The organism is Streptomyces sp. NPDC030798 (assembly GCF_055572275.1).
On record NZ_JBVIDR010000002.1, the window covers coordinates 221,204 to 242,718 of the forward strand.

Below are 21,515 nucleotides of genomic sequence, written 5' to 3' on the forward strand. Positions count from 1 at the left end.
GGCGCCGGGGGAGGGCGTCGTGCCGGCACGGCGCCTCGGTGGGCAGCCGTGGCGACCCATGAGGCCGGTCGGTGATTCCCGCCGGCGTCGGGCGGGCCGTCGTGTCGGCTACGCGGCCTCTCCCAGCAGCCGTACGAGGTGGTCCCGGCCGGCGGACAACAGGTCCGGGAGCGGGGCGGCGTCCTCGTACCACCGCTTCTCGTACTCCCAGCACAGCCAGCCGTCCCAGCCGTGCCGCGACAGGACGTCCAGGCACTCGGTGAGCGGCAGGACGCCGGCGCCGAGCGGCAGCGGGGTCGTGTCGTCCGCGGAGGCGATGTCCTTCACCTGGACGTAGCCGAGGTGGGGGGCGAGGGCCGCGTAGGAGTCCGAGGGCTGTTCACCGCCCAGCCAGGTGTGCATCACGTCCCACAGCGCGCCCACCTGCCGGTGGCCCACCGGGCCGAGGACGCGGATCGCGTCGGCGCCGGTGCGGTGCGAGTCATGGGTCTCCAGCAGGATCCGCACTCCGAGCGCGGCGGCGTCCTCGGCGGCGGCCCCCAGTCGCCGGGCGGCGACGGCGTCGGACTCCTCGCGGGGGCGGTCCGGATCGGCGCCGGGGAACACACGGACGAACGGGGCGCCCAGGTCGTGGGCCAGCCGGAGCAGCGCGCGGATCTCGTCGAGAACGGGCGTGTCGTCGCCGGGTGCGGCCACGCGCGCGTACCCGGCGAGGCCCAGGACCTCCACTCCGGCCGCCTTGAACTGCGCGGCGACCTCGGCGCGTTCGGCGGGGGCGAGGCCGGGGTGGACCGGTTCCTCCGGGTGGGCGCGCAGTTCGACGCCGTGATAGCCGTGCGCGGTCGCGAGCGCCAGGACGTCCTGGACGGGCAGACCGGGGACACCGAGAGTGGAGAACGCGAGCTTCATGGTCACGGACCCTACTGCTCACTCGCCCGTTCCGTGCAGAGCAAGCCGCCAGTCCTGGCCGATCAGGTCCTTGCCGAAGGAACGGTGGGGCTTCTCGGCGACGAGTACGAATCCGTGCCGCTGGTACAGCCGACGGGCGCTTTCGAGCACGTCGTTGGTCCACAGCACCAGGTCGCGGTAGCCGACCCCGCGCGCGAAGTCGATCACGGCCCGGACCAGCCGGTCCCCTACGCCGTGCCCGCGCGCGTCGGGCTCGACGAGGAGCAGGCGCAGGCGGGCGGTGCCCGGGACGTCGTCCCGCACGCACATCACGCATCCGACCGGCCGCCCGGCCAGCTCGGCGATCCACACCCGCTCCAGATGCGGGTCGTGGTCCTCCGCGAAGTCGGCGACGATCCGGGCGACGAGGCCCTCGTAGTCGGCGTTCCAGCCGTACTCGGCGGCGTACAGGGCGGCGTTGCGCTGCACGATCCATCCGAGGTCACCGGGCCGGGGCTCGCGCAGCACGGACTCGGCGTCGGGTTGCCGGTCGCCGAGGACGTCCCGGATGGTCCGCATCGCCGCCGCCAGCCGTGGCCGGTCGTCCGGGGCCACGGTGTCCAGCAGCGCAGCGACCGTCTCCCGCGCCCGCTCGTCCAGGAGCCCCGCGGCCTCGCGTCCCGGCCCGGTGAGCGTGATGCGCCGCCGGCGCGGATCCGCCTCGGACGGCCCCCGCTCGACCAGCCCGGCCTCCTCGAACCTGTTCAGGATCCGGCTCAAGTACCCGGCATCCAGTGCCAGCCGCTCCCGCAGATCGGCCGCGTCGACCCGCGCGGAGTGCGCCAGCTCGTACAGCACACGGGCCTCGGTGAGCGTGTACGGCGCGTAGAGATGGCGGCCGTGGTCGAGGGCGCCGATCACGCCCGTGTAGAACCGATTGAAGGCGCGAACGTCCTGAACCGTCATGATCGCCCCCGGATACTTGACCGAGTCAGAGATGCTCCGAGGCTACGTCCGCGCCGCCCACCCGACCACCCCTCGGCACACAGCGGTGCCTGAGGACGCGGCAGACCGGTTTTCGGGGGACGGACCGTGGGCGAATCGGCGCCTGGGGCCCGGGGGACGGGGGACGGGGGACGGCTGCGGTGGGGAGCCTGGAGGTCTCTGTCGAGGGACGGGGCGTGGCGGCCGGGTTTGCCGGCGCATGGCGCCCGCCGCCCATCCTCGAACCCGGGCCCGCCTCCAGGGACCGGGCCCAGCCCCTCGGGCGCCGCGGGGGAACCCGGGCGCCCTGCGCACGCGCCCGCAAACCGGTCCCCTCTGGGGGCCCGGGGCCCAGCCCTTCGGGTGCCGCGGGGGAACCCGGGCGCCCTGCGCACGCGCCCGCAAACCGGTCCCCTCTGGGGGCCCGGGGGCCCAGCCCTTCGGGTGCCGCGGGGGAACCCGGGCGCCCTGCGCAGGCCCCGGGGCCCGGGCCCTTTCCGGGGACCCGGTGTTCAGCTCCGAGGGACCCCCGTGGAGCCCCGCACCATCAGTTCGCCGCGGATGGAGGCGATACCGCCCGGGGGCGGCTCCTCGCGGCCCATCGCTATGCGGCCCGCACGGGCCCCCGCCTCCGACAGGGGCAGTCGCACCGTCGTCAGGGACGGGACCGAGTCGATGCTGAACGGGAGGTCGTCGAAGCCGGCGACCGAGACGTCCTGGGGGATGCGGAGGCCGGACTCGCGCAGGGCGGCGCAGGCGCCGAGGGCGACGGAGTCGTTCGCGGCGACGACGGCGGTGAGGGAGGGATCGCGCCGGAGCAGCTCCAGCGTGGCCTCGTAGCCGGAGCGGCGGTCGTAGCGGCCGTGCACGGTCCAGGCGGGGTTCTCCTCGATGCCGGCCGCCTCCAGGGACGCGCGGTGGCCCTCCAGCCGGTGCCGGGTGGTGGTGCGCTCCTCGGGCCCGGCGATGTAGCCGAGCCGGCGGTGGCCGAGGCCGACGAGGTGGTCGGTGAGGGCGCGGGCGCCGCCTCGGTTGTCGAAGGTGAGCGCGATGGCCTGGGTGTCCGGCGCCGGCGGCCGCCCGCACAGCACCACCCGGGTCCCGGCGTCGGCCAGCTTGCGCAGCTTCGCCGCCACCGCCGCCGCGTGCGGCGCGTCCTCCACGGCCCCGCCGGTCAGCACCACGGCCGCGGCCCGCTGCCGCTGCAGCAGCGTCAGATACGTCAGCTCCCGCTCCGGCGACCCACCGGTGTTGCAGACCACCGCCAGCCGCTCACCGCCCGCACGCCCGCCGGGCCCCCCGATCTCGCCCTGGATCGCGCTCGCCATGATCCCGAAGAACGGGTCCGCGATGTCGTTGACCAGGATGCCGACCAGATCGGAGGTCGCCGCCGCGAGGGCGCTGGCCGGACCGTTCAGGACGTAGTCCAGCTCGTCCACCGCACGCAGCACCCGCTCACGCGTGGAGGCGGCGACGGGATAGTTCCCGTTCAGCACGCGCGACACCGTCGCGGGGGAGACCTGTGCGCGGGCCGCCACATCCGCCAGGGTCACCGTCATCTCGTCGTCCTCCGGTCGCGCATCTCGCGCCATGTGTTGCGCATGGATCCTCGTACGTCCTCGTAGACAAGCCGCGCACGGGCACGGTTCCGTGCGGTGTCGAGCAGACCTTAAGGCCAACCGCCCCGTTTGTTCGCCCCCTCGAACATCTCGAAGTGGACCAGGTCTTGTCCGGACCACCGGTCAGAGGCTAGCTTCTTCGTGTGTAGAAAGCGCTTGCTGCACGGCTGACGCTGTACAAACAGGTCGGGCGTCCGGCGCCCACGAAGGGAACTCACGTGACACGCAAGACGGTGCGTATCGCCATGAACGGCGTGACCGGGCGCATGGGCTACCGCCAGCACCTCGTCCGGTCGGTCCTCGCCCTGCGCGACCAGGGCGGCCTCGACCTCGGCGACGGCACCGTGCTGTGGCCCGAGCCGATCCTCGTCGGCCGCCGCGAGCACGCGCTGCGGGCGCTGGCCGACCGGCACGGCCTGGAGCACCTATCGACGGACGTCGACGCGGTCCTCGCCGACCCGACCGTCGACATCTACTTCGACGCCCAGGTCACCTCCGCCCGCGAGGAGGCCGTCAAGAAGGCGATCGCGGCGGGCAAGCACATCTACACGGAGAAGCCGACCGCCACCGGTCTCGAAGGAGCCCTGGACCTCGCCCGGCTGGCCGCCGCGGCCGGCATCAAGCACGGCGTCGTCCAGGACAAGCTCTTCCTCCCCGGCCTGATCAAGCTGAAGCGGCTCATCGACGGCGGCTTCTTCGGCCGCATCCTGTCCGTGCGCGGCGAGTTCGGCTACTGGGTCTTCGAGGGCGACTGGCAGCCCGCCCAGCGCCCCTCGTGGAACTACCGTGCCGAGGACGGCGGTGGCATCGTTGTCGACATGTTCCCGCACTGGGAGTACGTGCTGCACGAGCTGTTCGGCCGGGTGAAGTCCGTCCAGGCCCTCACCGCCACCCACATCCCCCAGCGCTGGGACGAGAACGGCAAGCCCTACGACGCCACCGCCGACGACGCCGCCTACGGCATCTTCGAGCTGGACGGCGGCGCGATCGCCCAGATCAACTCCTCCTGGGCCGTCCGCGTCAACCGCGACGAACTGGTCGAGTTCCAGGTCGACGGCACCGAGGGCTCCGCCGTCGCCGGTCTGCGCAACTGCCGCGTCCAGCACCGCTCGGCCACCCCCAAGCCGGTCTGGAACCCGGACGTCCCCGCCACCGAGGTCTTCCGCGACCAGTGGCAGGAGGTCCCGGACAACGGCGAGTTCGACAACGGCTTCAAGGCCCAGTGGGAGCTGTTCCTCAAGCACGTCTACGCCGACGCCCCCTACCACTGGGACCTGCTGGCCGGCGCCCGCGGCGTCCAGCTCGCCGAACTGGGCCTGCAGTCCTCGGCCGAGGGCCGCCGCATCGACGTCCCGGAGATCGCGCCGTGACCCTCCACCTCCCCTCCCCGGACGGCGGTCTGCGCGCCTACGAACCCCGCACCGAACCCCTCGACCTGAGCCCCGGCTCCCCGCTGGCCTCCCGTACGGTCTTCTCGGCGGCGCACGTCGTCGCCGACCCGCTCGCCGACGTCTCGCCCGACTCGCCCGCCGCCGTCGACTGGGACGCCACCCTCGCCTTCCGCCGCCACCTGTGGTCCCACGGGCTCGGCGTCGCCGAGGCGATGGACACCGCCCAGCGCGGCATGGGCCTGGACTGGGCCGGCGCGGCCGAGCTCATCCGCCGCTCGGCCGCGGAGGCGCGCGCCGTGGGCGGCCGCATCGCCTGCGGAGCCGGCACCGACCAGCTCACCGCCGGCACCCTCGCCGAGATCCGCGCCGCCTACGAGGAGCAGCTCGCGGTCGTGGAGGGGGCCGGCGCCCAGGCCATCCTCATGGCCTCCCGCGCCCTGGCCGCCGCCGCCTCCGGCCCCGAGGACTACCTCGAGATCTACGGCCACCTGCTCCGTCAGGCCGCCGAGCCGGTCGTCCTGCACTGGCTGGGCCCGATGTTCGACCCGGCGCTGGAGGGCTACTGGGGCTCGGCCGACCTCGACGCGGCCACCGAGACCTTCCTCGAGGTCATCGCGGCCCACCCGGACAAGGTCGACGGCATCAAGGTCTCCCTGCTGGACGCCCAGCGCGAGATCGACCTGCGTCGCCGCCTCCCGCAGGGCGTGCGCTGCTACACGGGCGACGACTTCAACTACCCCGAGCTGATCGCGGGCGACGACCAGGGCTTCAGCCACGCCCTGCTCGGCATCTTCGACCCGCTGGGCCCGCTGGCCGCCGAGGCGGTACGGGTGCTGGACACCGGCGACACGGCGGGCTTCCGCGCCCTGCTCGACCCGACCGTCGAACTGTCCCGGCACCTCTTCCAGGCGCCGACCCGCTTCTACAAGACGGGAGTGGTCTTCCTCGCCTGGCTGGCGGGCCACCAGTCCCACTTCACGATGGTCGGCGGCCTGCAGTCGGCCCGCTCGCTGCCGCACTTCGCCCGCGCCTACGAACTCGCCGACGGTCTGGGCCTGTTCCCGGACCCGAAGCTGGCCGAAGAGCGGATGAAGAACCTCCTGGCGCTGTACGGGGTGAACCGATGAGCACCGGACTCGAACGCTTCTCCATCAACCAGATGACGGTCAAGCAGCTCTCGCTGCCCGAACTGGTCGACGCCTGCGTCCGGTCGGGCGTGCCCGGCGTGGGCCTGTGGCGCGAGCCGGTCCAGGACCACGGCGTGGAGAAGACCGCCAAGCTCGTCCGCGACGCGGGCCTCGCCGTCACCACCCTGTGCCGCGGCGGGTTCCTCACGGCCATCGACCCGGACGCGCGCGCGGCGGCCCTGGCCGACAACCGTCGCGCCGTCGACGAGGCGGCCACCCTCGGCACCGACACCCTGGTCCTGGTCTCCGGCGGGCTCCCGGCCGGCTCCAAGGACCTGGGGGCGGCCCGCGAGCGCATCGCGGACGCCCTGACGGAGCTGGCGCCGTACGCCGAGGAGCACGGCGTACGCCTCGCCATCGAGCCGCTGCACCCCATGTACGCGTCCGACCGGTGCGTGGTCTCCACCCTCGCCCAGGCCCTGGACCTCGCCGAACGGTTCCCCGCCCACCAGGTCGGGGTGACCGTCGACACGTACCACATCTGGTGGGACGACCAGGCCCCCGCCCAGATCGCCCGCGCGGGCGCGTCCGGCCGCATCCACACCTTCCAGCTCGCCGACTGGACCACCCCGCTGCCCGAGGGCGTCCTGAACGGCCGGGGCCAGATCGGCGACGGCGCGATCGACATGCGGGAGTGGAAGGGGTACGTGGAGGCGGCGGGCTACACCGGTCCCATCGAGGTCGAGCTGTTCAACGAGGGGCTGTGGTCGAGGGACGGGCGCGAGGTCCTCACCGAAACGGCAGAGCGGTTCCTCGTACACGTGATCGACGGGTAATCCTCCCGGAAAAAAATCCGCGAGGCCGTGCAACCCTTCCCCGGCCTCTCGTGTCGTAGCAGGCGTCAGGACCTTGGTGGGGGACCCGGGGGGGATCACGGGGTTCTGACAGGGAGGGGAAACCCGAGGGGGCGCCCGGTCGACGGACCGGGCGCCCCCTCGAAAGTCGGGCGGCGGAAACCTAGACGCCGCCGAGGGCCTCGACCTCGGCCTCCGTCGGATACGACTCCTGAGCACCCCGTTTCGTCACCGCCGCCGCGCCGACCCGGGCCGCGTAGGCCGCCGCCTCGGCCAGGGCGGCACCCGACCCCAGCTCCCGGGCCAGGGCGGCCGTGAACGCGTCCCCGGCGCCGGTCGTGTCCACCGCGTCCACCTTCATCGACGGCACCCGGGTCACCCCGGAGGAGTCGCACACCAGCGCCCCCTCCGCGCCCAGGGTCACCACCACCGAACGCGGGCCCTTGGCCAGCAGCAGCCGCGCCCAGTCGGCCGGTTCCTCGCTCACACACGCCTCGCCCAGGATGACGCGGGCCTCGTGCTCATTGACGACCAGCGGGTCGCAGGCGGCCAGCACCTCCGTCGGCAGCGGGCGCGGCGGGGAGGGATTGAGCACGAACCGGCTGCCGTCCGCCAGGTTGCGCACGACCTCCACGACCGTCTCCAGCGGGATCTCCAACTGCGCCGACACCACGCGTGAGGCGAGGAACAGGCTGACGGCGGCCCTCACGTCGCCGGGGGTGAGCCGGGCGTTGGCGCCGGGCGAGACGACGATGCTGTTGTCGCCCGACGGGTCCACCGTGATCAGCGCGACACCCGTCGGCGCCTCGCCCACCAGCACGCCGATCGTGTCCACCCGGGCCGCGCGCAGCGAGTCCAGCAGCAGCCTGCCGTGCCCGTCGTCGCCGACCCGCGCCAACAGGGCCGTACGGGCACCGAGCCGGGCGGCCGCGACCGCCTGGTTGGCGCCCTTGCCGCCGGGGTGCACGGCCAGGTCGCCGCCGAGCACCGTCTCGCCGGCGGCGGGTCTGCGCTCGACGCCTATGACCAGGTCGGCGTTTGCCGAACCCACGACCAGGAGGTCGTAGTCGTCCATGATGTGACTCCCCTGAGAGATACCCGGGCGAGTGCTCCCGGCCACCACCCGCCCACCCCACCGGCACCGTCCATGACGGCCTTGCAACCGCCGGGAACGCCGTCGAAGCCTACGACCACGACAGCCTCCCCGGCCCGCGAACCGGGGCGATGGCACTGCCCGTACCACTGTCACCCCCCGCCGGTACCGTCGGGGCATGGCTCAACAAACGGGGACCTCGGGTGCGGAGCGGCGGCCGGCCGTGCTCGAAGGGGTGCTGGAGCGGATCACGTACGCCAACGAGGAGAACGGGTACACCGTCGCCCGGGTCGACACCGGAAGAGGCGGCGGCGATCTGCTCACGGTGGTCGGCGCGCTGCTCGGTGCCCAGGTCGGGGAGTCCTTGCGGATGGAGGGGCGCTGGGGGTCGCACCCGCAGTACGGCAAGCAGTTCCACGTGGAGAACTACACGACCGTCCTGCCGGCCACCGTCCAGGGCATCCGCCGCTACCTCGGTTCCGGCCTGGTCAAGGGCATCGGGCCGGTCTTCGCCGACCGCATCACGCAGCACTTCGGGCTCGACACGCTCCAGATCATCGAGGAGGAGCCCAAGCGGCTCATCGAGGTGCCCGGCCTCGGGCCCAAGCGGACGAAGAAGATCGCCGACGCCTGGGAGGAGCAGAAGGCGATCAAGGAGGTCATGCTCTTCCTCCAGACCGTCGAGGTCTCCACCTCCATCGCGGTGCGGATCTACAAGAAGTACGGCGACGCCTCGATCTCGGTCGTCAAGAACCAGCCCTACCGGCTGGCCGCCGACGTCTGGGGCATCGGCTTCCTCACCGCCGACAAGATCGCCCAGTCCGTCGGCATCCCGCACGACAGCCCGGACCGGGTCAAGGCGGGGCTGCAGTACGCGCTCTCCCAGTCCGCCGACCAGGGGCACTGCTACCTGCCCGAGGAGCGCCTGATCGCCGACGCCGTCAAGCTGCTCCAGGTCGACACCGGGCTCGTCATCGAGTGCCTCGCCGAGCTGGCCGAGCCGGGGGAGCAGGGCGAGGAGCCCGGGGTCGTGCGGGAGAAGGTGCCCGGGCCGGAGGGGGACGCGGCACAGCCCGTCACCGCCGTGTACCTGGTGCCTTTCCACCGCGCCGAACTCTCCCTGGCCGGCCAGGTGCTGCGCCTGCTGCGCACGGACGAGGACCGCATGCCCGGCTTCCGGGACGTCGACTGGGGCAAGGCCCTCGGCTGGCTGAAGACGCGTACCGGGGCCGATCTCGCGCCCGAGCAGGAGTCCGCGGTCAAGCTCGCGTTGACCGAGAAGGTCGCCGTGCTCACCGGCGGCCCGGGCTGCGGCAAGTCCTTCACCGTCCGCTCGATCGTGGAACTGGCCCGCGCCAGGCGCGCCAAGGTGCTGCTGGCCGCCCCCACCGGGCGCGCCGCCAAGCGGCTGGCCGAGCTGACCGGGGCCGAGGCCTCCACCGTCCACCGCCTGCTGGAGCTCAAGCCCGGCGGCGACGCGGCGTACGACCGGGACCGGCCGCTGGACGCCGATCTGGTCGTCGTGGACGAGGCCTCCATGCTGGACCTGCTGCTCGCCAACAAGCTGGTCAAGGCCGTGCCGCCGGGGGCCCATCTGCTTTTCGTCGGGGACGTGGACCAGCTGCCCAGCGTCGGCGCCGGCGAGGTGCTGCGCGACCTGCTCGCCGACGGCAGCCCCGTCCCCGCGGTGCGGCTCACCCGGGTGTTCCGGCAGGCCCAGCAGTCGGGCGTCGTGACGAACGCGCACCGGATCAACGCCGGGCAGCATCCGCTCACCGACGGCCTGAAGGACTTCTTCCTGTTCGTGGAGGACGACACCGAGGAGGCCGGCCGGCTCACCGTGGACGTGGCCGCGCGGCGGATCCCGGCCAGGTTCGGCCTCGATCCGCGCCGGGACGTGCAGGTGCTCGCACCGATGCACCGGGGACCGGCCGGTGCCGGCACCCTCAACGGCCTGCTCCAGCAGGCCATCACGCCCGGCCGGCCCGACCTGCCGGAGAAGCGGTTCGGCGGCCGGGTGTTCCGTGTCGGCGACAAGGTCACCCAGATCCGCAACAATTACGAGAAGGGGGAGAACGGCGTCTTCAACGGCACCGTGGGCGTGGTCACCTCGCTCGACCCGGTCGACCAGCGCCTGACGGTGCTGACGGACGAGGACGAGGAGGTTCCGTACGAATTCGACGAACTGGATGAACTGGCGCACGCGTACGCCGTGACGATCCACCGTTCGCAGGGAAGTGAATATCCCGCGGTGGTGATTCCCGTCACCACCGGTGCCTGGATGATGCTCCAGCGGAACCTGCTGTACACCGCGGTGACGCGGGCGAAACGGCTGGTCGTCCTGGTCGGTTCGCGCAAGGCGATCGGGCAGGCGGTGCGCACGGTGTCGGCCGGCAGGCGCTGTACGGCACTGGACTTCAGACTGAGCGGTTCCTGAGCGGTCCGGACCGGCTTCCGGGCGGCTTCGTAAAAAATGATCGATCAAACGAGTCGTGAAGGTCACAGAGCACTTCCAGATGCCCGCCGGAGGGGGCAGGATGAGCAGGTTGGCGGCACTGAGTGCCGCCAATAGGCCCAATGGTCGACCCCGAGTGCACTCTCCTGAGCCAAATGGGGGATGGTAGAGACAGTCAGGGCACCTCGAAGATGAGGCACTACGTCGGTGAGGGAAGACGTGAGCGACAACTCTGTAGTACTGCGGTACGGCGACGGCGAGTACACCTACCCGGTGGTCGACAGCACCGTCGGTGACAAGGGCTTCGACATCGGGAAGCTCCGCGCCCAGACCGGTCTGGTGACTCTGGACAGCGGTTACGGCAACACGGCCGCCTATAAATCCGCCATCACCTACCTGGACGGCGAGGCGGGCATCCTCCGCTACCGCGGCTACCCCATCGAGCAGCTGGCCGAGCGCTCCACCTTCCTCGAGGTGGCGTACCTGCTGATCAACGGTGAGCTGCCGACCGTCGACGAGCTGACGACGTTCAAGAACGACATCACGCGGCACACCCTGCTGCACGAGGACGTCAAGAACTTCTACAAGGGCTTCCCGCGCGACGCCCACCCGATGGCCATGCTGTCCTCGGTCGTCTCTGCGCTGTCCACCTTCTACCAGGACAGCCACAACCCGTTCGACGAGAAGCAGCGCAACCTCTCCACGATCCGCCTGCTCGCCAAGCTCCCGACGATCGCGGCGTACGCGTACAAGAAGTCGATCGGTCACCCGTTCGTCTACCCGCGCAACGACCTCGGTTACGTCGAGAACTTCCTGCGTATGACCTTCTCCGTGCCGGCGGACGAGTACGAGCTCGACCCGGTCGTCGTCTCCGCGCTGGACAAGCTGCTCATCCTGCACGCGGACCACGAGCAGAACTGCTCGACGTCGACGGTCCGCCTGGTGGGCTCGTCGCAGGCCAACATGTTCGCGTCGATCTCCGCCGGCATCAGCGCCCTGTGGGGCCCGCTGCACGGTGGTGCCAACCAGTCGGTGCTGGAGATGCTCGAGGGCATCCAGGCCTCCGGCGGCGATGTCGACTCCTTCATCCGCAAGGTGAAGAACAAGGAGGACGGCGTCCGCCTGATGGGCTTCGGCCACCGGGTCTACAAGAACTTCGACCCCCGCGCCAAGATCATCAAGGCCGCCGCGCACGATGTGCTGTCCGCACTCGGCAAGTCCGACGAGCTGCTGGACATCGCGCTGAAGCTGGAGGAGCACGCGCTTTCGGACGACTACTTCGTCTCCCGCAGCCTCTACCCGAACGTGGACTTCTACACCGGTCTGATCTACCGGGCCATGGGCTTCCCGACCGAGATGTTCACCGTCCTGTTCGCCCTCGGCCGGCTGCCGGGCTGGATCGCCCAGTGGCAGGAGATGATCAAGGAGCCGGGCTCCCGCATCGGCCGCCCGCGCCAGATCTACACGGGTGTGGTGGAGCGCGACTTCGTTCCCGTCGAGGAGCGCTGAGCCTTCCCCCGGGCGTCCGGGAGTGCGCGAGCCTCTCGGACGCCGCCTGTCGGCGCACGCAACCGGCGCCCGGCAGCAACTGACGACGCAGAGCAGAAGGCGCCCTGGAGCGCCGGTCCCCCCACGGGCCGACGACCAGGGCGCCTTCCCATGTCCCGGTGCGGATTCCCCCCACGGGATCCGGCCGGGCGCTCGGAGAGACAGCGCCTGAATCGCTGTCCGAGCACAACGAGCAGAACTCGTCGTACTCCAGTGATGCGGTGCGATCTGCCGGGACAAGCACGCTGGGAGGGCCGCTCAAAGCTTCCCGGTGTACGTGCCCCGGCAACGCATCTCTGAGGAAGTCCCCCAAGACATCCCCAGATGCCAGTCAGCGCCCCCCAAGACGCTGGTCTGACATCGCCAACTTAGACCTTCGAAGCCCTTCGATGGTTACGTTCGCATCACTGTGATCTGCGTCTCTTGCATATGTCCTATAGATGCGCAAGAGCCCCGATACGCCGATCGAGGCTCCAGCGTAAGGATGATGCGCGAGCCTTGTGAAGAGCTTATGTGAGGCTCGCGCCGGACTCTAGGGGGACTCTTACATCCGCCGGGCCGAACCCCCGGTAACACCTCGGGGTCAACGGAAGCGGCGCAGCCGCAGGCTGTTGGTCACCACGAACACCGAGGAAAAGGCCATCGCCGCGCCCGCGATCATGGGGTTGAGCAGCCCGGCGGCGGCCAGCGGCAGCGCGGCCACGTTGTACCCGAAGGCCCACACCAGGTTGCCCTTGATGGTGGCGAGAGTGCGCCGGGAGAGCCGGATGGCGTCCGCCGCCACCCGGAGGTCCCCGCGGACCAGGGTGAGATCGCCGGCCTCGATCGCCGCGTCCGTCCCGGTGCCCATCGCCAGCCCCAGATCGGCGGTGGCGAGCGCGGCCGCGTCGTTGACGCCGTCACCGACCATGGCCACGGCGCGCCCCTCGCGCTGCAGCCGCCGTACGACCTCCACCTTGTCCTCGGGGAGCACCTCCGCGTACACGCTCCCGGCGTCGATGCCGACCGTCCGCGCGACCGCCTCGGCGACCGTGCGGTTGTCCCCGGTGAGCAGCACCGGCGCGAGTCCCAGTGTGCGCAGCTCACGTACCGCCTCGGCGCTGGTCTCCTTGACCGCGTCGGCAACGGCGAGGACGCCGCGCACCTGCCCGTCCCAGCCGACCGTCACGGCCGTACGGCCGTCCTGCTCGGCCGCGTGCCGGGCCCGGGCCAGCTCCTCGGGGAGATCGTCGTACAGCCGCCCCACGGCCACCTCGCGGCCCGCCACGCGCCCGCGGGCGCCCCGGCCCGGCACGTTCGCGAAGTGCTCGACGGGAGGCAGGGCTCCGGTGCGCTCCTCGGCGCCGGTGGCGATCGCGCGGGCCACCGGGTGCTCGGAGGCGTGCTCGACGGCGCCCGCGAGCCGCAGCACCTCCTTCTCGTCCTCGCCGTCGGCGACGTGGACCTCCTGGAGGGTCATCCGGCCGGTGGTGACCGTGCCGGTCTTGTCCAGGACGACCGTGTCGACGCGCCGGGTGGACTCCAGCACCTCCGGGCCCTTGATGAGGATGCCGAGCTGGGCGCCCCGGCCGGTGCCGACCATCAGCGCGGTCGGGGTGGCCAGGCCCAGCGCGCAGGGGCAGGCGATGATCAGCACGGCGACGGCGGCGGTGAACGCGGCGACCGTGTCCCCGGTGACGCCGAGCCAGACGCCGAAGGTGCCGAGCGCGATGAGGATGACCACCGGCACGAAGACGGCGGAGATCCGGTCGGCGAGGCGCTGCACCTCGGCCTTGCCGTTCTGCGCGTCCTCCACCAGTCGCGCCATCCGGGCGAGCTGGGTGTCGGCGCCGACCCGGGTCGCCTCCACCACCAGCCGGCCGCCCGCGTTGACCGTGGCACCGGTGACCCGGTCGCCGGGGCCGACGTCCACCGGCACGGACTCGCCGGTCAGCATGGACGCGTCGACGGCGGAGACGCCCTCGACGACCGTGCCGTCCGTGGCGATCTTCTCGCCGGGCCGTACGACGAACCGGTCGCCGACGGACAGGGAGGCCACCGGGACACGCACCTCGCGCCCGTCCCGCAGCACGGCGACGTCCTTGGCGCCCAGCTCCATCAGCGCCTTCAGGGCGGCCCCGGCGCGGCGCTTGGAGCGGGCCTCCAGATAGCGGCCGAGCAGGATCAGCGCGACGACTCCGGCGGCGACCTCGAGATAGACGGTCGAGGCGCCGTCCGTCCGGGAGACGGTGAAGCGGAACTCGTCGTGCATGCCGGGCATGCCCGCGTCACCGAAGAACAGCGCCCACAGCGACCAGCCGAACGCGGCCAGCGTGCCGACCGAGACGAGCGTGTCCATGGTGGCGGCGCCGTGCCGCAGGTTGGTCCAGGCGGCCCGGTGGAAGGGCAGACCGCCCCAGACGACGGCCGGCGCGGCGAGCGTCAGCGAGAGCCACTGCCAGTTGTCGAACTGCAGCGCGGGGACCATGGCGAGCAGGACGACGGGGGCGGCGAGCAGCGCGGAGACCAGGAGGCGGTGGCGCTGTGCTGCGAGCTCGGGGTCCTGCTCCGCGCCCGCCTCCGGTGCCTCCGGTTCGGGCTCCGGCGGCGGGGGCAGCTCCGCGGTGTAGCCGGTCTTCACCACGGTCGCGATCAGGTCGGCGACCTCGACGCCCGGGGCGCAGCGGACCTTCGCCTTCTGTGTCGCGAAGTTCACGGTGGCGCTCACGCCGTCCATGCGGTTGAGCTTCTTCTCCACCCGCGCGGCGCAGGAGGCGCAGGTCATCCCGCCGATGAGCAGCTCGGCCTCGGAACTGCCGACTATCGCGCTCGCCGGTGTGGCGGTGGTGCTGGTCATGTCCGTACTCCAGACATCGGACCGGGCCGTACGGATCCAGTATCAGCTGGTCGGCACGGCCCGGTCGGTGAAGTGAAGGATGTCGCTCAGGCCCGGCCGGCCAGTTCGAAGCCGGCCTCGTCCACGGCGGCGCGCACGGCCTCGTCGTCGAGCGGCGCCTCGGAGACGACGGTCACCTCGCCGGTGGACGCGACGGCCTTCACCGAGCTCACGCCGGGGATCTGGGAGATCTCACCGGAGACGGAGCCCTCGCAGTGGCCACAGCTCATGCCGGTCACCTGGTAGACGGTGGTGACGTGGCCCGAAGTGTCGGTCTGGGCGGTCATGTCATTACTCCTCGTCCGGGGCGTGTGGTGCCGGTGGGGTCAAGGGGGGGCCCCACACTCCCCAGACTATACCCCTAGGGGGTATTCCTCCAAGGGAGGTCCCGGTGTGCCAGCGAGCGCACCCAGGCGACCCCGAGCAGGGCCACGAGTACCAGGCCGCCGACCGAGAACAACGCGAACAGATGCTCCTGTCCGGCGCCGGGCCACCGGGTGCGCCCCGGCGCGAAGGGCTGCGGGGGCGGGGCGATCCCGGTCAGGCGCGCCACCAGCCGGCCCGCGACTCCGTGCGAGGCGTCCCACAGAGCGTGCAGCACACCGACGCCGAGAAAGGTGCGCACGACCGGCGCGGCGAGCCGGAACTGCCCGTTCGGGCGGCGCAAGGACAGCAGCACGCCGCCCGCGACCGCTGTCCACAGCCCGCATCCGACGGGGGCGACCACCCCGCGCAGCAGCTCGGTCTCCAGCAGCGTCCCGGCGCCGGTGCCCGGTGCGCGCAGGGCCGCGTCGAGCGCGTATCCGCAGCTGTCCAGGGCCGCGAAGCCGCAGCCGGCCGCCGCGCCGAGCACCAGCCCGGCGCGCGTCCCGCGGATGCCGGGCTGCCGGCGCAGCGCGAACACCAGCGCGCCGAGCTGGGCCGCCTGCTCGGCCAGGCCGACGCCGATGAACATCCCCAGGGAGGGGTGGAGCAGATACGGCTCCACCGCCGAGGCGGCGAGCACGCCGAGCGCGCCGCCCGCCAGGAAGCAGCCGAGGACCGCGCTGACGCCCAGGTCGCGCGCGTGCCGCTCGTACGCCCACAGCACGAAGACCACGGGGACCAGGAAGCCGCCGAGCAGGACGAGAACGGGCAGCAGGGTGCGGGTCCCGGTCGTGTACGTCGCCAGGGCGGCCAGGGTCCACAGCGCGAGGCCGCCGGCCAGGCAGCGCTTCCACAGGCCCCTCGCGATCCGGGGGTACGGCGGTGGCGGCTGCTGCGGGCCGGGGATGCGGGCGCGGGGCGCGCCGGGCTGCGGGGAGTGGGTCACGGCGGTCCCCCTCGGACTCCTGGGCACCTGCTGGGCGATTCATCCCGCACCCTATGCAGACGTGCCTTGTGCCGCAGTCCGGGGATCCCGTCGGGCCGGGGGGGTGACAGGCTCTCCTCGGGTGAGCCTTCTTCGAATCAGGTGCTCTTCGCGTCGGGCCCTCTCGGGGTCAGGTTCGGCCGAGTCGGTCGCCGACGAGGGGGGCGAGGTAGCGGATCAGGACGTTCTTGACCTCCTGCACGTAGGCCGCGCGCTCGGCGCCCTCGTGGGCGAGGACCAGTTCCAGGCCGGCCTTGTAGATGCCGAGGCAGACGTGCGCCGTGCGGGTGACGTCGGCCGGGGAGGCGGCGTCGGGCAGCAGGGAGGCGAGCAGGTCCTCGATCCGGCCGACGAGGGTGGCGTGCAGCTGGTCGTGCGCCTCGGCGATCCGGCCGGGCACGTCCGGGCCGTGCATCAGCGCGAAGAAGACCGGGTGCTCGGTGTTGAACGCGATGAACCGGTCGACGGCCGAGCCGATGGCCTCCTCCAGCGGAGTGGCGGGGTCGACCGGCGTCAGTGCGGCGCCGTAGGTCTCCCGCATCTCGTGCATGAGACGGTCGCCCAGCTCGATCGCGATCGCTTCCTTGTTCGGGAAGAACTGGTAGAGCGTGCCGGGCGAGACGCCGGCCTCGCGGGCGATCGCGTTGGTGCTGGCCGCCGTGTAGCCGGTGGTGCAGAAGACCTGGGCGGCGGCGGCGAGGAGCTGTGCGATGCGGCGCTCGCCGCGTGCCTGGCGGCGGCGCGGCTGCTCCTTCTCCGAGGTGTCGGACACGCGTTATCCCCAGCCCTTCGAAGGCGATTGACAAACGCGAGTGGCCGCTCGCATTCTTGAGAAACGCGAGCGATCTCTCGTGTTTGCCAGTCTATGGCAATGACCGACCCGTGCTGCCTGCCCGCACAGACGGCTGCCTGCCTGCACAGACATGGGTCAAGGTGAAGGGGACACCGCACGATGACCGAAGTCAACACGGCACCGCACCCGGGGGACGGGCCGCCCCGTCCAGGGGGCTGGACCCGATTCGTGACCGCCCGACCGCGCCTGTCGCTGCTCGTGGCCCTGGTGCTCACGGCGCTGGCCGTGCTGGCCGGCAGCGGGGTCGCGGACCATCTGGGCAGCGGCGGCTGGGAGGACCCGGCCGCCGAGTCGACCTACGCCACCAAGGCGCTGGAGCGCGGGTTCCCCGACTCCCAGCCCAACCTGCTGCTCCTGGTGAACTCGGGCCGCGCCTCGGTCGACGATCGGGCGGTCGCCGCCGAGGCCCGCCGCCTGGCCACCCGGCTGGCCGGGGAGAAGGGCGTGACCGGCGTCGGCTCCTACTGGCAGGCCGCCCCCTCGGCGGCTCCCGCCCTGCGCGCCAAGGACGGCCACGAGGCGCTGATCGCCGCCCGCATCACCGGCGACGAGAACGCCATGGGCCGCACCCTGGACCGCATAGCCCCCCACTACCGGGGCACGCACGGCCCGGTCCGGGTGAAGGTCGGAGGCATCGTCGCGGTGCGGCACGAGATGCAGACGATCATCAAGGAGGACCTGACCCGCGCCGAGATGATCGCCCTGCCGATCACCCTGGTGCTGCTGGTGATGGTCTTCGGCAGCGCCGTCGCGGCCCTGCTGCCGCTGGGCATCGGCGTCGTCGCCATCCTCGGCACGAACGCGGCGCTGCGCGGCCTGACGACCTTCACGGACGTCTCCGTCTTCGCGCTGAACCTCACCACGGCCCTGGGCCTCGGCCTCGCCATCGACTACGCACTGTTCATCGTCCGCCGCTACCGCGAGGAACTGTCCACGGGCGCCGACCCGTTGACGGCGATCGGCACGACGCTGCGCACGGCCGGGCGCACGGTGCTGTTCTCCGCCCTCACCGTCGCGGTGTCACTGGCCGCCATGATGCTCTTCCCGCAGTACTTCCTGCGGTCCTTCGCCTACGCCGGTATCGCCGTCGTCCTGCTCGCCGCGGCGGCCGCGCTGATCCTGCTCCCGGCGGCGCTGATACTGCTGGGACACCGGGTCAACTCCCTCGACCTGCGCCGCCTGTTCCGCCGGCACCGGGAGCCCTCGGGCGCGCAGGGCACGGGCTGGGCGAGGACGGCCGCCCTGGTGATGCGCCGCGCCCCGTTCTTCGCCATCGGCACCACCGCCCTGCTGATGATCCTCGGGCTGCCCTTCCTCGGCGTGAAGTTCGGCACGGCCGACGACCGCCAGCTGCCGTCGGGTGCCGAGTCCCATGTGGTGCAGCAGCACATCCGGGACGGCTTCCCGGGCAGTCCCGGCGGCGGGCTCGAGGTGCTCGCCGAGGGGAAGGCCACCAAGGCGCAGTACGCCGCCTACAAGCAGCGGGTGGCCGCGCTGCCCGAGGTGGTCCGGGTCGACGGACCGCTGGTCAAGGGCGATACGGCCTACTTCACGGTGCAGCCGAGGGGCGAGGCCGTGGACGACGCCGCCCAGCGGCTGGTGGGCGATCTGCGCTCGGTGAAGGCCCCCTTCGGCACCAAGGTGACGGGCACGGCCGCCGTCCTGGTCGACTCCAAGCACGCGATAGGGGAACGGCTGCCGTGGGCCGGGGCGTTCATCGCGGTCGTCACGCTGCTTCTGGTCTTCCTGCTCACCGGAAGCGTGCTCATACCCCTGCAGGCCGTGGTGCTCAACGCGCTGAGTCTGACGGCGATGTTCGGCGCCGTGGTCTGGGTCTTCCAGGACGGCCATCTGTCCGGGGCGCTCGGCTTCACCAGCTCCGGCTCGATCGAGACCACACTGCCCGTGCTGATGTTCTGCGTGGCCTTCGGCCTCTCCATGGACTACGGCGTGTTCCTGCTCTCCCGCATCAAGGAGGAGTACGACCGCACCGGCGACCACAACGAGGCGGTGCGGCACGGCCTGCAGCGCACCGGCGGGCTGATCACCGCGGCGGCGGTCATCCTGGCCGTGGTCATGGTGGCGATCGGCACCTCGCGGGTGACCAACACCAAGATGCTCGGCCTCGGCATCGCGCTCGCGGTGCTGATGGACGCCATGGTCGTGCGCAGCCTGCTGGTCCCGGCGATCATGCGGCTCACGGGCCGTGCCACCTGGTGGGCCCCGGCCCCGCTGCGCCGCTTCCACCAGCGCTTCGGCCTCAGCGAGGGCGAGGCACCGACCGCGCCCGCGGAGGAGCGGGAGACGGCGGGAGTGTGAGGACCCGGGCCCCTGATGCGGGGCAGGGCAGGTTCCGGGTGGCGTGAGCCCTGCCGGGTACGGCACCGTGCACGTCGTGGAGCCGTCGATCCGCCCGGGGCACGTGGGCGTGGCGCGGGACCGGGGCCGGCGGTCCGGCCGAAGAGGATGCGAGGGGCGCATGCGCGCGGTGGTGTTCGAGGAGTACGGCAGGCCGGCCGAGGTGCGGGAGGTGCCCGACCCGGTGCCCGCCGAGCACGGGGTCGTGGTGCGGGTCGAGGCCACCGGGCTGTGCCGCAGCGACTGGCACGGCTGGATGGGCCACGACCCGGACATCACCCTGCCGCACGTGCCGGGGCACGAACTCGCCGGTGTCGTCGAGGCGGTGGGCGCCCGGGTGACCGGGTGGCGGCCCGGCGACCGGGTCACGGTGCCGTTCGTCTGCGCCTGCGGCGGCTGTCCGTCCTGCGCGGCCGGGGACCAGCAGGTGTGCGAGCGCCAGATCCAGCCCGGCTTCCACCACTGGGGCTCCTTCGCGCAGTACGTCGCCCTCGACCACGCCGACGTCAACCTGGTCGCGATCCCGGAGGGCATGACGTACGCGACGGCGGCCGCCCTCGGGTGCCGCTTCGCCACCGCCTTCCGCGCGGTGGTGCAGCAGGGCCGGGTGGCGGCGGGGGAGTGGGTCGCGGTGCACGGCTGCGGCGGGGTCGGGCTGTCGGCGGTGATGATCGCGGCCGCCTCGGGTGCCCGGGTGGTCGCCGTCGACGTCTCGCCGGGGGCCCTCGAACTGGCCCGGAAGTTCGGCGCCGCCCGGTGCCTGGACGCGACCGGAGTGTCCGACCCGGCGGCGGCCGTCCGCGAGCTGACCGGCGGCGGCGCCCATCTCTCCCTCGACGCCCTCGGCTCGCCCGCCACCTGCGCGGCCTCCGTCGGCTCGCTGCGCCGCCGGGGCCGGCACGTCCAGGTGGGCCTGCTGCCCTCGCCGGACGGCACCACCCCCGTCCCGCTGGCCCGCGCCATCGCGCTGGAGCTGGAACTCCTCGGCAGCCACGGCATGGCGGCGCACGCCTACCCGGCGATGCTGGAGCTGGTGGGAGCCGGGGTGCTGCGTCCCGAGCTGCTGGTCACGCGGACGATCCCGCTCGACGCGGCCCCGGCAGCCCTCGCGGCGCTCGGCACGGCCCCGGGTGCGGGGCTCACCGTCATCGAGCCGTGGCGCTGAGGGCGGCCCACTCCCGGTCGAGGATTGCCATGATCACCTCGTCGGCCCAGGCGCCGTCCCGCCGCTGGACCTCGCGCCGCACGCCCTCGACGACGAAACCGGCCTTCTCGTAGACGCGCAGGGCGCGGTGGTTGTGGGCGTAAGCCGCCAACTCGATGCGGTGCAGCCCGAGCTGGGCGAAGCCGTGCGCGACGATCAGCCGGGTCGCCTCCGTGCCGATGCCGCGGCCGCGTCCCCGGGGACCGATGAGGGTGCGGAAGGTACAGCTGCGGGCGGCCGGGTCGTAGTCGTACAGGACGACCTCGCCCAGCACCTCCCCGCTCGCGGGGTCGGTGACGGCGAGGTCGAGCCGGTCGGGGGCGCCCGCCCGGGTGCCGTACCAGGAGCGCAGCCGCTCCGGGGTGAGATCGGTCGACGGCTCGTAGGTGAAGCGGACGACCTCGGGGTCGGCGACGATCTCCCACATGGTGTCGGCGTCGGCCTCGGTGAAGGGCCGCAGGACGGTCTTCCGGCCGGTCAGCACGGGTTTGACGGAGAAACTCATGGCACGACTGTGCCCCACGGCGCAGGTGGGGCACAGGTCGTTTTCCGCGCCGTCAGCCCTTGCTGCGGCCCCGGTTGCCCGGGCGGGAGGCGACCCAGGCGCGGACGGTCTCGGCGTACCAGTAGGGCCTGCCGCCCTCCACGTGGTCGGGTGGAGGCAGCAGGCCGTGCTTGCGGTAGGACCGTACGGTGTCGGGCTGCACCCGGATGTGCGCCGCGATCTCCTTGTAGGACCAGAGCCTTCGGTCGGTCATGAGTTGCACCTCCCCGCGCGCGCCGCGGCGGCGGCCGGGGGACGGCCGTCGGGGGAGCCGGGCGCTGCGCTGGCGATCACCAAGCCTGTGCCCGGTCAACGACGGTGCGTGACGACCGGACAGCGCCTGTCGCCCCGATGTGACCGGCCATCCGCGT

General features: G+C 72.3%; 17 protein-coding genes. 7 read left to right on the plus strand and 10 right to left on the minus strand.

What is annotated here, in order from left to right:
* Window positions 1-108 precede the first annotated feature (108 nt).
* The 3 genes from ACZ404_RS05525 to ACZ404_RS05535 form a co-directional block, all read right to left on the minus strand.
* Window positions 109-909, minus strand: a complete 801-nt coding sequence (locus ACZ404_RS05525) for a sugar phosphate isomerase/epimerase family protein (RefSeq protein ID WP_468436204.1) — start codon at window positions 907-909, stop codon at window positions 109-111.
* An 18-nt stretch (window positions 910-927) separates the two neighbouring features.
* On the minus strand, window positions 928-1,854 hold the full coding sequence (locus ACZ404_RS05530) for a bifunctional helix-turn-helix transcriptional regulator/GNAT family N-acetyltransferase (RefSeq protein ID WP_468436205.1): 927 nt from the start codon (window positions 1,852-1,854) through the stop codon (window positions 928-930).
* 530 nt (window positions 1,855-2,384) lie between these two features.
* Window positions 2,385-3,431, minus strand: a complete 1,047-nt coding sequence (locus tag ACZ404_RS05535; protein WP_468436207.1) for a LacI family DNA-binding transcriptional regulator — start codon at window positions 3,429-3,431, stop codon at window positions 2,385-2,387.
* Window positions 3,432-3,709: 278 nt separating this feature from the next.
* On the opposite strand from ACZ404_RS05535, the gene ACZ404_RS05540 reads away from it, so the two are divergent.
* Genes ACZ404_RS05540 through ACZ404_RS05550 form a run of 3 tightly spaced genes read left to right on the plus strand, consistent with a single transcriptional unit; the run spans window position 3,710 to window position 6,845 of the window.
* Window positions 3,710-4,861 carry a Gfo/Idh/MocA family protein gene (locus ACZ404_RS05540; RefSeq protein WP_468436209.1) on the plus strand — a complete coding sequence of 384 codons (1,152 nt, stop codon included), beginning with the start codon at window positions 3,710-3,712 and terminating at the stop codon, window positions 4,859-4,861.
* On the plus strand, window positions 4,858-6,009 hold the full coding sequence (locus ACZ404_RS05545) for a dihydrodipicolinate synthase family protein (protein ID WP_468436211.1): 1,152 nt from the start codon (window positions 4,858-4,860) through the stop codon (window positions 6,007-6,009). Before ACZ404_RS05540 ends, ACZ404_RS05545 begins: the two co-directional genes overlap by 4 nt.
* Window positions 6,006-6,845, plus strand: coding sequence for a sugar phosphate isomerase/epimerase family protein (locus ACZ404_RS05550; protein ID WP_468436213.1), 840 nt, complete (start codon window positions 6,006-6,008; stop codon window positions 6,843-6,845). Before ACZ404_RS05545 ends, ACZ404_RS05550 begins: the two co-directional genes overlap by 4 nt.
* Window positions 6,846-7,026: 181 nt before the next feature.
* Here ACZ404_RS05550 and ACZ404_RS05555 read toward each other — a convergent pair whose 3' ends face one another.
* The gene (locus ACZ404_RS05555) at window positions 7,027-7,938 is read right to left on the minus strand and encodes a ribokinase (RefSeq protein ID WP_468436215.1); all 912 of its coding nucleotides are present in this window, start codon (window positions 7,936-7,938) and stop codon (window positions 7,027-7,029) included.
* A 196-nt stretch (window positions 7,939-8,134) separates the two neighbouring features.
* Between ACZ404_RS05555 and recD2 the strand changes: the two genes are divergently transcribed.
* Complete coding sequence (gene recD2 / locus ACZ404_RS05560; protein ID WP_468436217.1) at window positions 8,135-10,393, plus strand: SF1B family DNA helicase RecD2; 2,259 nt, start codon at window positions 8,135-8,137, stop codon at window positions 10,391-10,393.
* 237 nt (window positions 10,394-10,630) lie between these two features.
* A complete protein-coding gene (locus tag ACZ404_RS05565) occupies window positions 10,631-11,920 on the plus strand; it encodes a citrate synthase (RefSeq protein WP_468436219.1) in 1,290 nt (429 codons plus the stop codon).
* Between the two features lie 622 nt (window positions 11,921-12,542).
* On the opposite strand, the gene ACZ404_RS05570 is transcribed toward ACZ404_RS05565, so the two are convergent.
* The 4 genes from ACZ404_RS05570 to ACZ404_RS05585 form a co-directional block, all read right to left on the minus strand.
* Window positions 12,543-14,795 (minus strand): heavy metal translocating P-type ATPase, encoded by a 2,253-nt coding sequence (locus tag ACZ404_RS05570; protein ID WP_468436221.1) that lies wholly within the window; start codon window positions 14,793-14,795, stop codon window positions 12,543-12,545.
* Between the two features lie 86 nt (window positions 14,796-14,881).
* Window positions 14,882-15,121 (minus strand): heavy-metal-associated domain-containing protein, encoded by a 240-nt coding sequence (locus ACZ404_RS05575; RefSeq protein WP_468436223.1) that lies wholly within the window; start codon window positions 15,119-15,121, stop codon window positions 14,882-14,884.
* Between the two features lie 74 nt (window positions 15,122-15,195).
* On the minus strand, window positions 15,196-16,146 hold the full coding sequence (locus ACZ404_RS05580) for a PrsW family glutamic-type intramembrane protease (protein ID WP_468436225.1): 951 nt from the start codon (window positions 16,144-16,146) through the stop codon (window positions 15,196-15,198).
* Window positions 16,147-16,315: 169 nt separating this feature from the next.
* Entirely contained in the window at window positions 16,316-16,957 is a 642-nt protein-coding gene (locus ACZ404_RS05585; RefSeq protein ID WP_468436227.1) for a TetR/AcrR family transcriptional regulator, read from the minus strand.
* A 180-nt stretch (window positions 16,958-17,137) separates the two neighbouring features.
* On the opposite strand from ACZ404_RS05585, the gene ACZ404_RS05590 reads away from it, so the two are divergent.
* Window positions 17,138-19,357: an MMPL family transporter gene (locus tag ACZ404_RS05590; RefSeq protein WP_468436229.1), complete on the plus strand. Its 2,220-nt coding sequence runs from the start codon at window positions 17,138-17,140 to the stop codon at window positions 19,355-19,357.
* A gap of 160 nt (window positions 19,358-19,517) precedes the next feature.
* The gene (locus ACZ404_RS05595) at window positions 19,518-20,561 is read left to right on the plus strand and encodes a zinc-dependent alcohol dehydrogenase family protein (protein ID WP_468436231.1); all 1,044 of its coding nucleotides are present in this window, start codon (window positions 19,518-19,520) and stop codon (window positions 20,559-20,561) included.
* Here ACZ404_RS05595 and ACZ404_RS05600 read toward each other — a convergent pair.
* Window positions 20,542-21,105, minus strand: coding sequence for a GNAT family N-acetyltransferase (locus ACZ404_RS05600; RefSeq protein ID WP_468436232.1), 564 nt, complete (start codon window positions 21,103-21,105; stop codon window positions 20,542-20,544). The genes ACZ404_RS05595 and ACZ404_RS05600 overlap by 20 nt on opposite strands.
* Window positions 21,106-21,157: 52 nt before the next feature.
* Entirely contained in the window at window positions 21,158-21,358 is a 201-nt protein-coding gene (locus ACZ404_RS05605) for a helix-turn-helix transcriptional regulator (RefSeq protein WP_468436234.1), read from the minus strand.
* Window positions 21,359-21,515 lie beyond the last annotated feature (157 nt).

Bases quoted from the DNA above. Each gene is read 5' to 3' on its own strand.
- ACZ404_RS05525 (WP_468436204.1), bottom strand. From the start codon at position 909: ATGAAGCTCGCGTTCTCCACTCTCGGTGTCCCCGGTCTGCCCGTCCAG.
- ACZ404_RS05530 (WP_468436205.1), bottom strand. From the start codon at position 1,854: ATGACGGTTCAGGACGTTCGCGCCTTCAATCGGTTCTACACGGGCGTG.
- ACZ404_RS05535 (WP_468436207.1), bottom strand. From the start codon at position 3,431: ATGACGGTGACCCTGGCGGATGTGGCGGCCCGCGCACAGGTCTCCCCC.
- ACZ404_RS05550 (WP_468436213.1), top strand. From the start codon at position 6,006: ATGAGCACCGGACTCGAACGCTTCTCCATCAACCAGATGACGGTCAAG.
- ACZ404_RS05555 (WP_468436215.1), bottom strand. From the start codon at position 7,938: ATGGACGACTACGACCTCCTGGTCGTGGGTTCGGCAAACGCCGACCTG.
- recD2 (WP_468436217.1), top strand. From the start codon at position 8,135: ATGGCTCAACAAACGGGGACCTCGGGTGCGGAGCGGCGGCCGGCCGTG.
- ACZ404_RS05570 (WP_468436221.1), bottom strand. From the start codon at position 14,795: ATGACCAGCACCACCGCCACACCGGCGAGCGCGATAGTCGGCAGTTCC.
- ACZ404_RS05575 (WP_468436223.1), bottom strand. From the start codon at position 15,121: ATGACCGCCCAGACCGACACTTCGGGCCACGTCACCACCGTCTACCAG.
- ACZ404_RS05590 (WP_468436229.1), top strand. From the start codon at position 17,138: ATGACCGAAGTCAACACGGCACCGCACCCGGGGGACGGGCCGCCCCGT.
- ACZ404_RS05595 (WP_468436231.1), top strand. From the start codon at position 19,518: ATGCGCGCGGTGGTGTTCGAGGAGTACGGCAGGCCGGCCGAGGTGCGG.
- ACZ404_RS05600 (WP_468436232.1), bottom strand. From the start codon at position 21,105: ATGAGTTTCTCCGTCAAACCCGTGCTGACCGGCCGGAAGACCGTCCTG.
- ACZ404_RS05605 (WP_468436234.1), bottom strand. From the start codon at position 21,358: ATGACCGACCGAAGGCTCTGGTCCTACAAGGAGATCGCGGCGCACATC.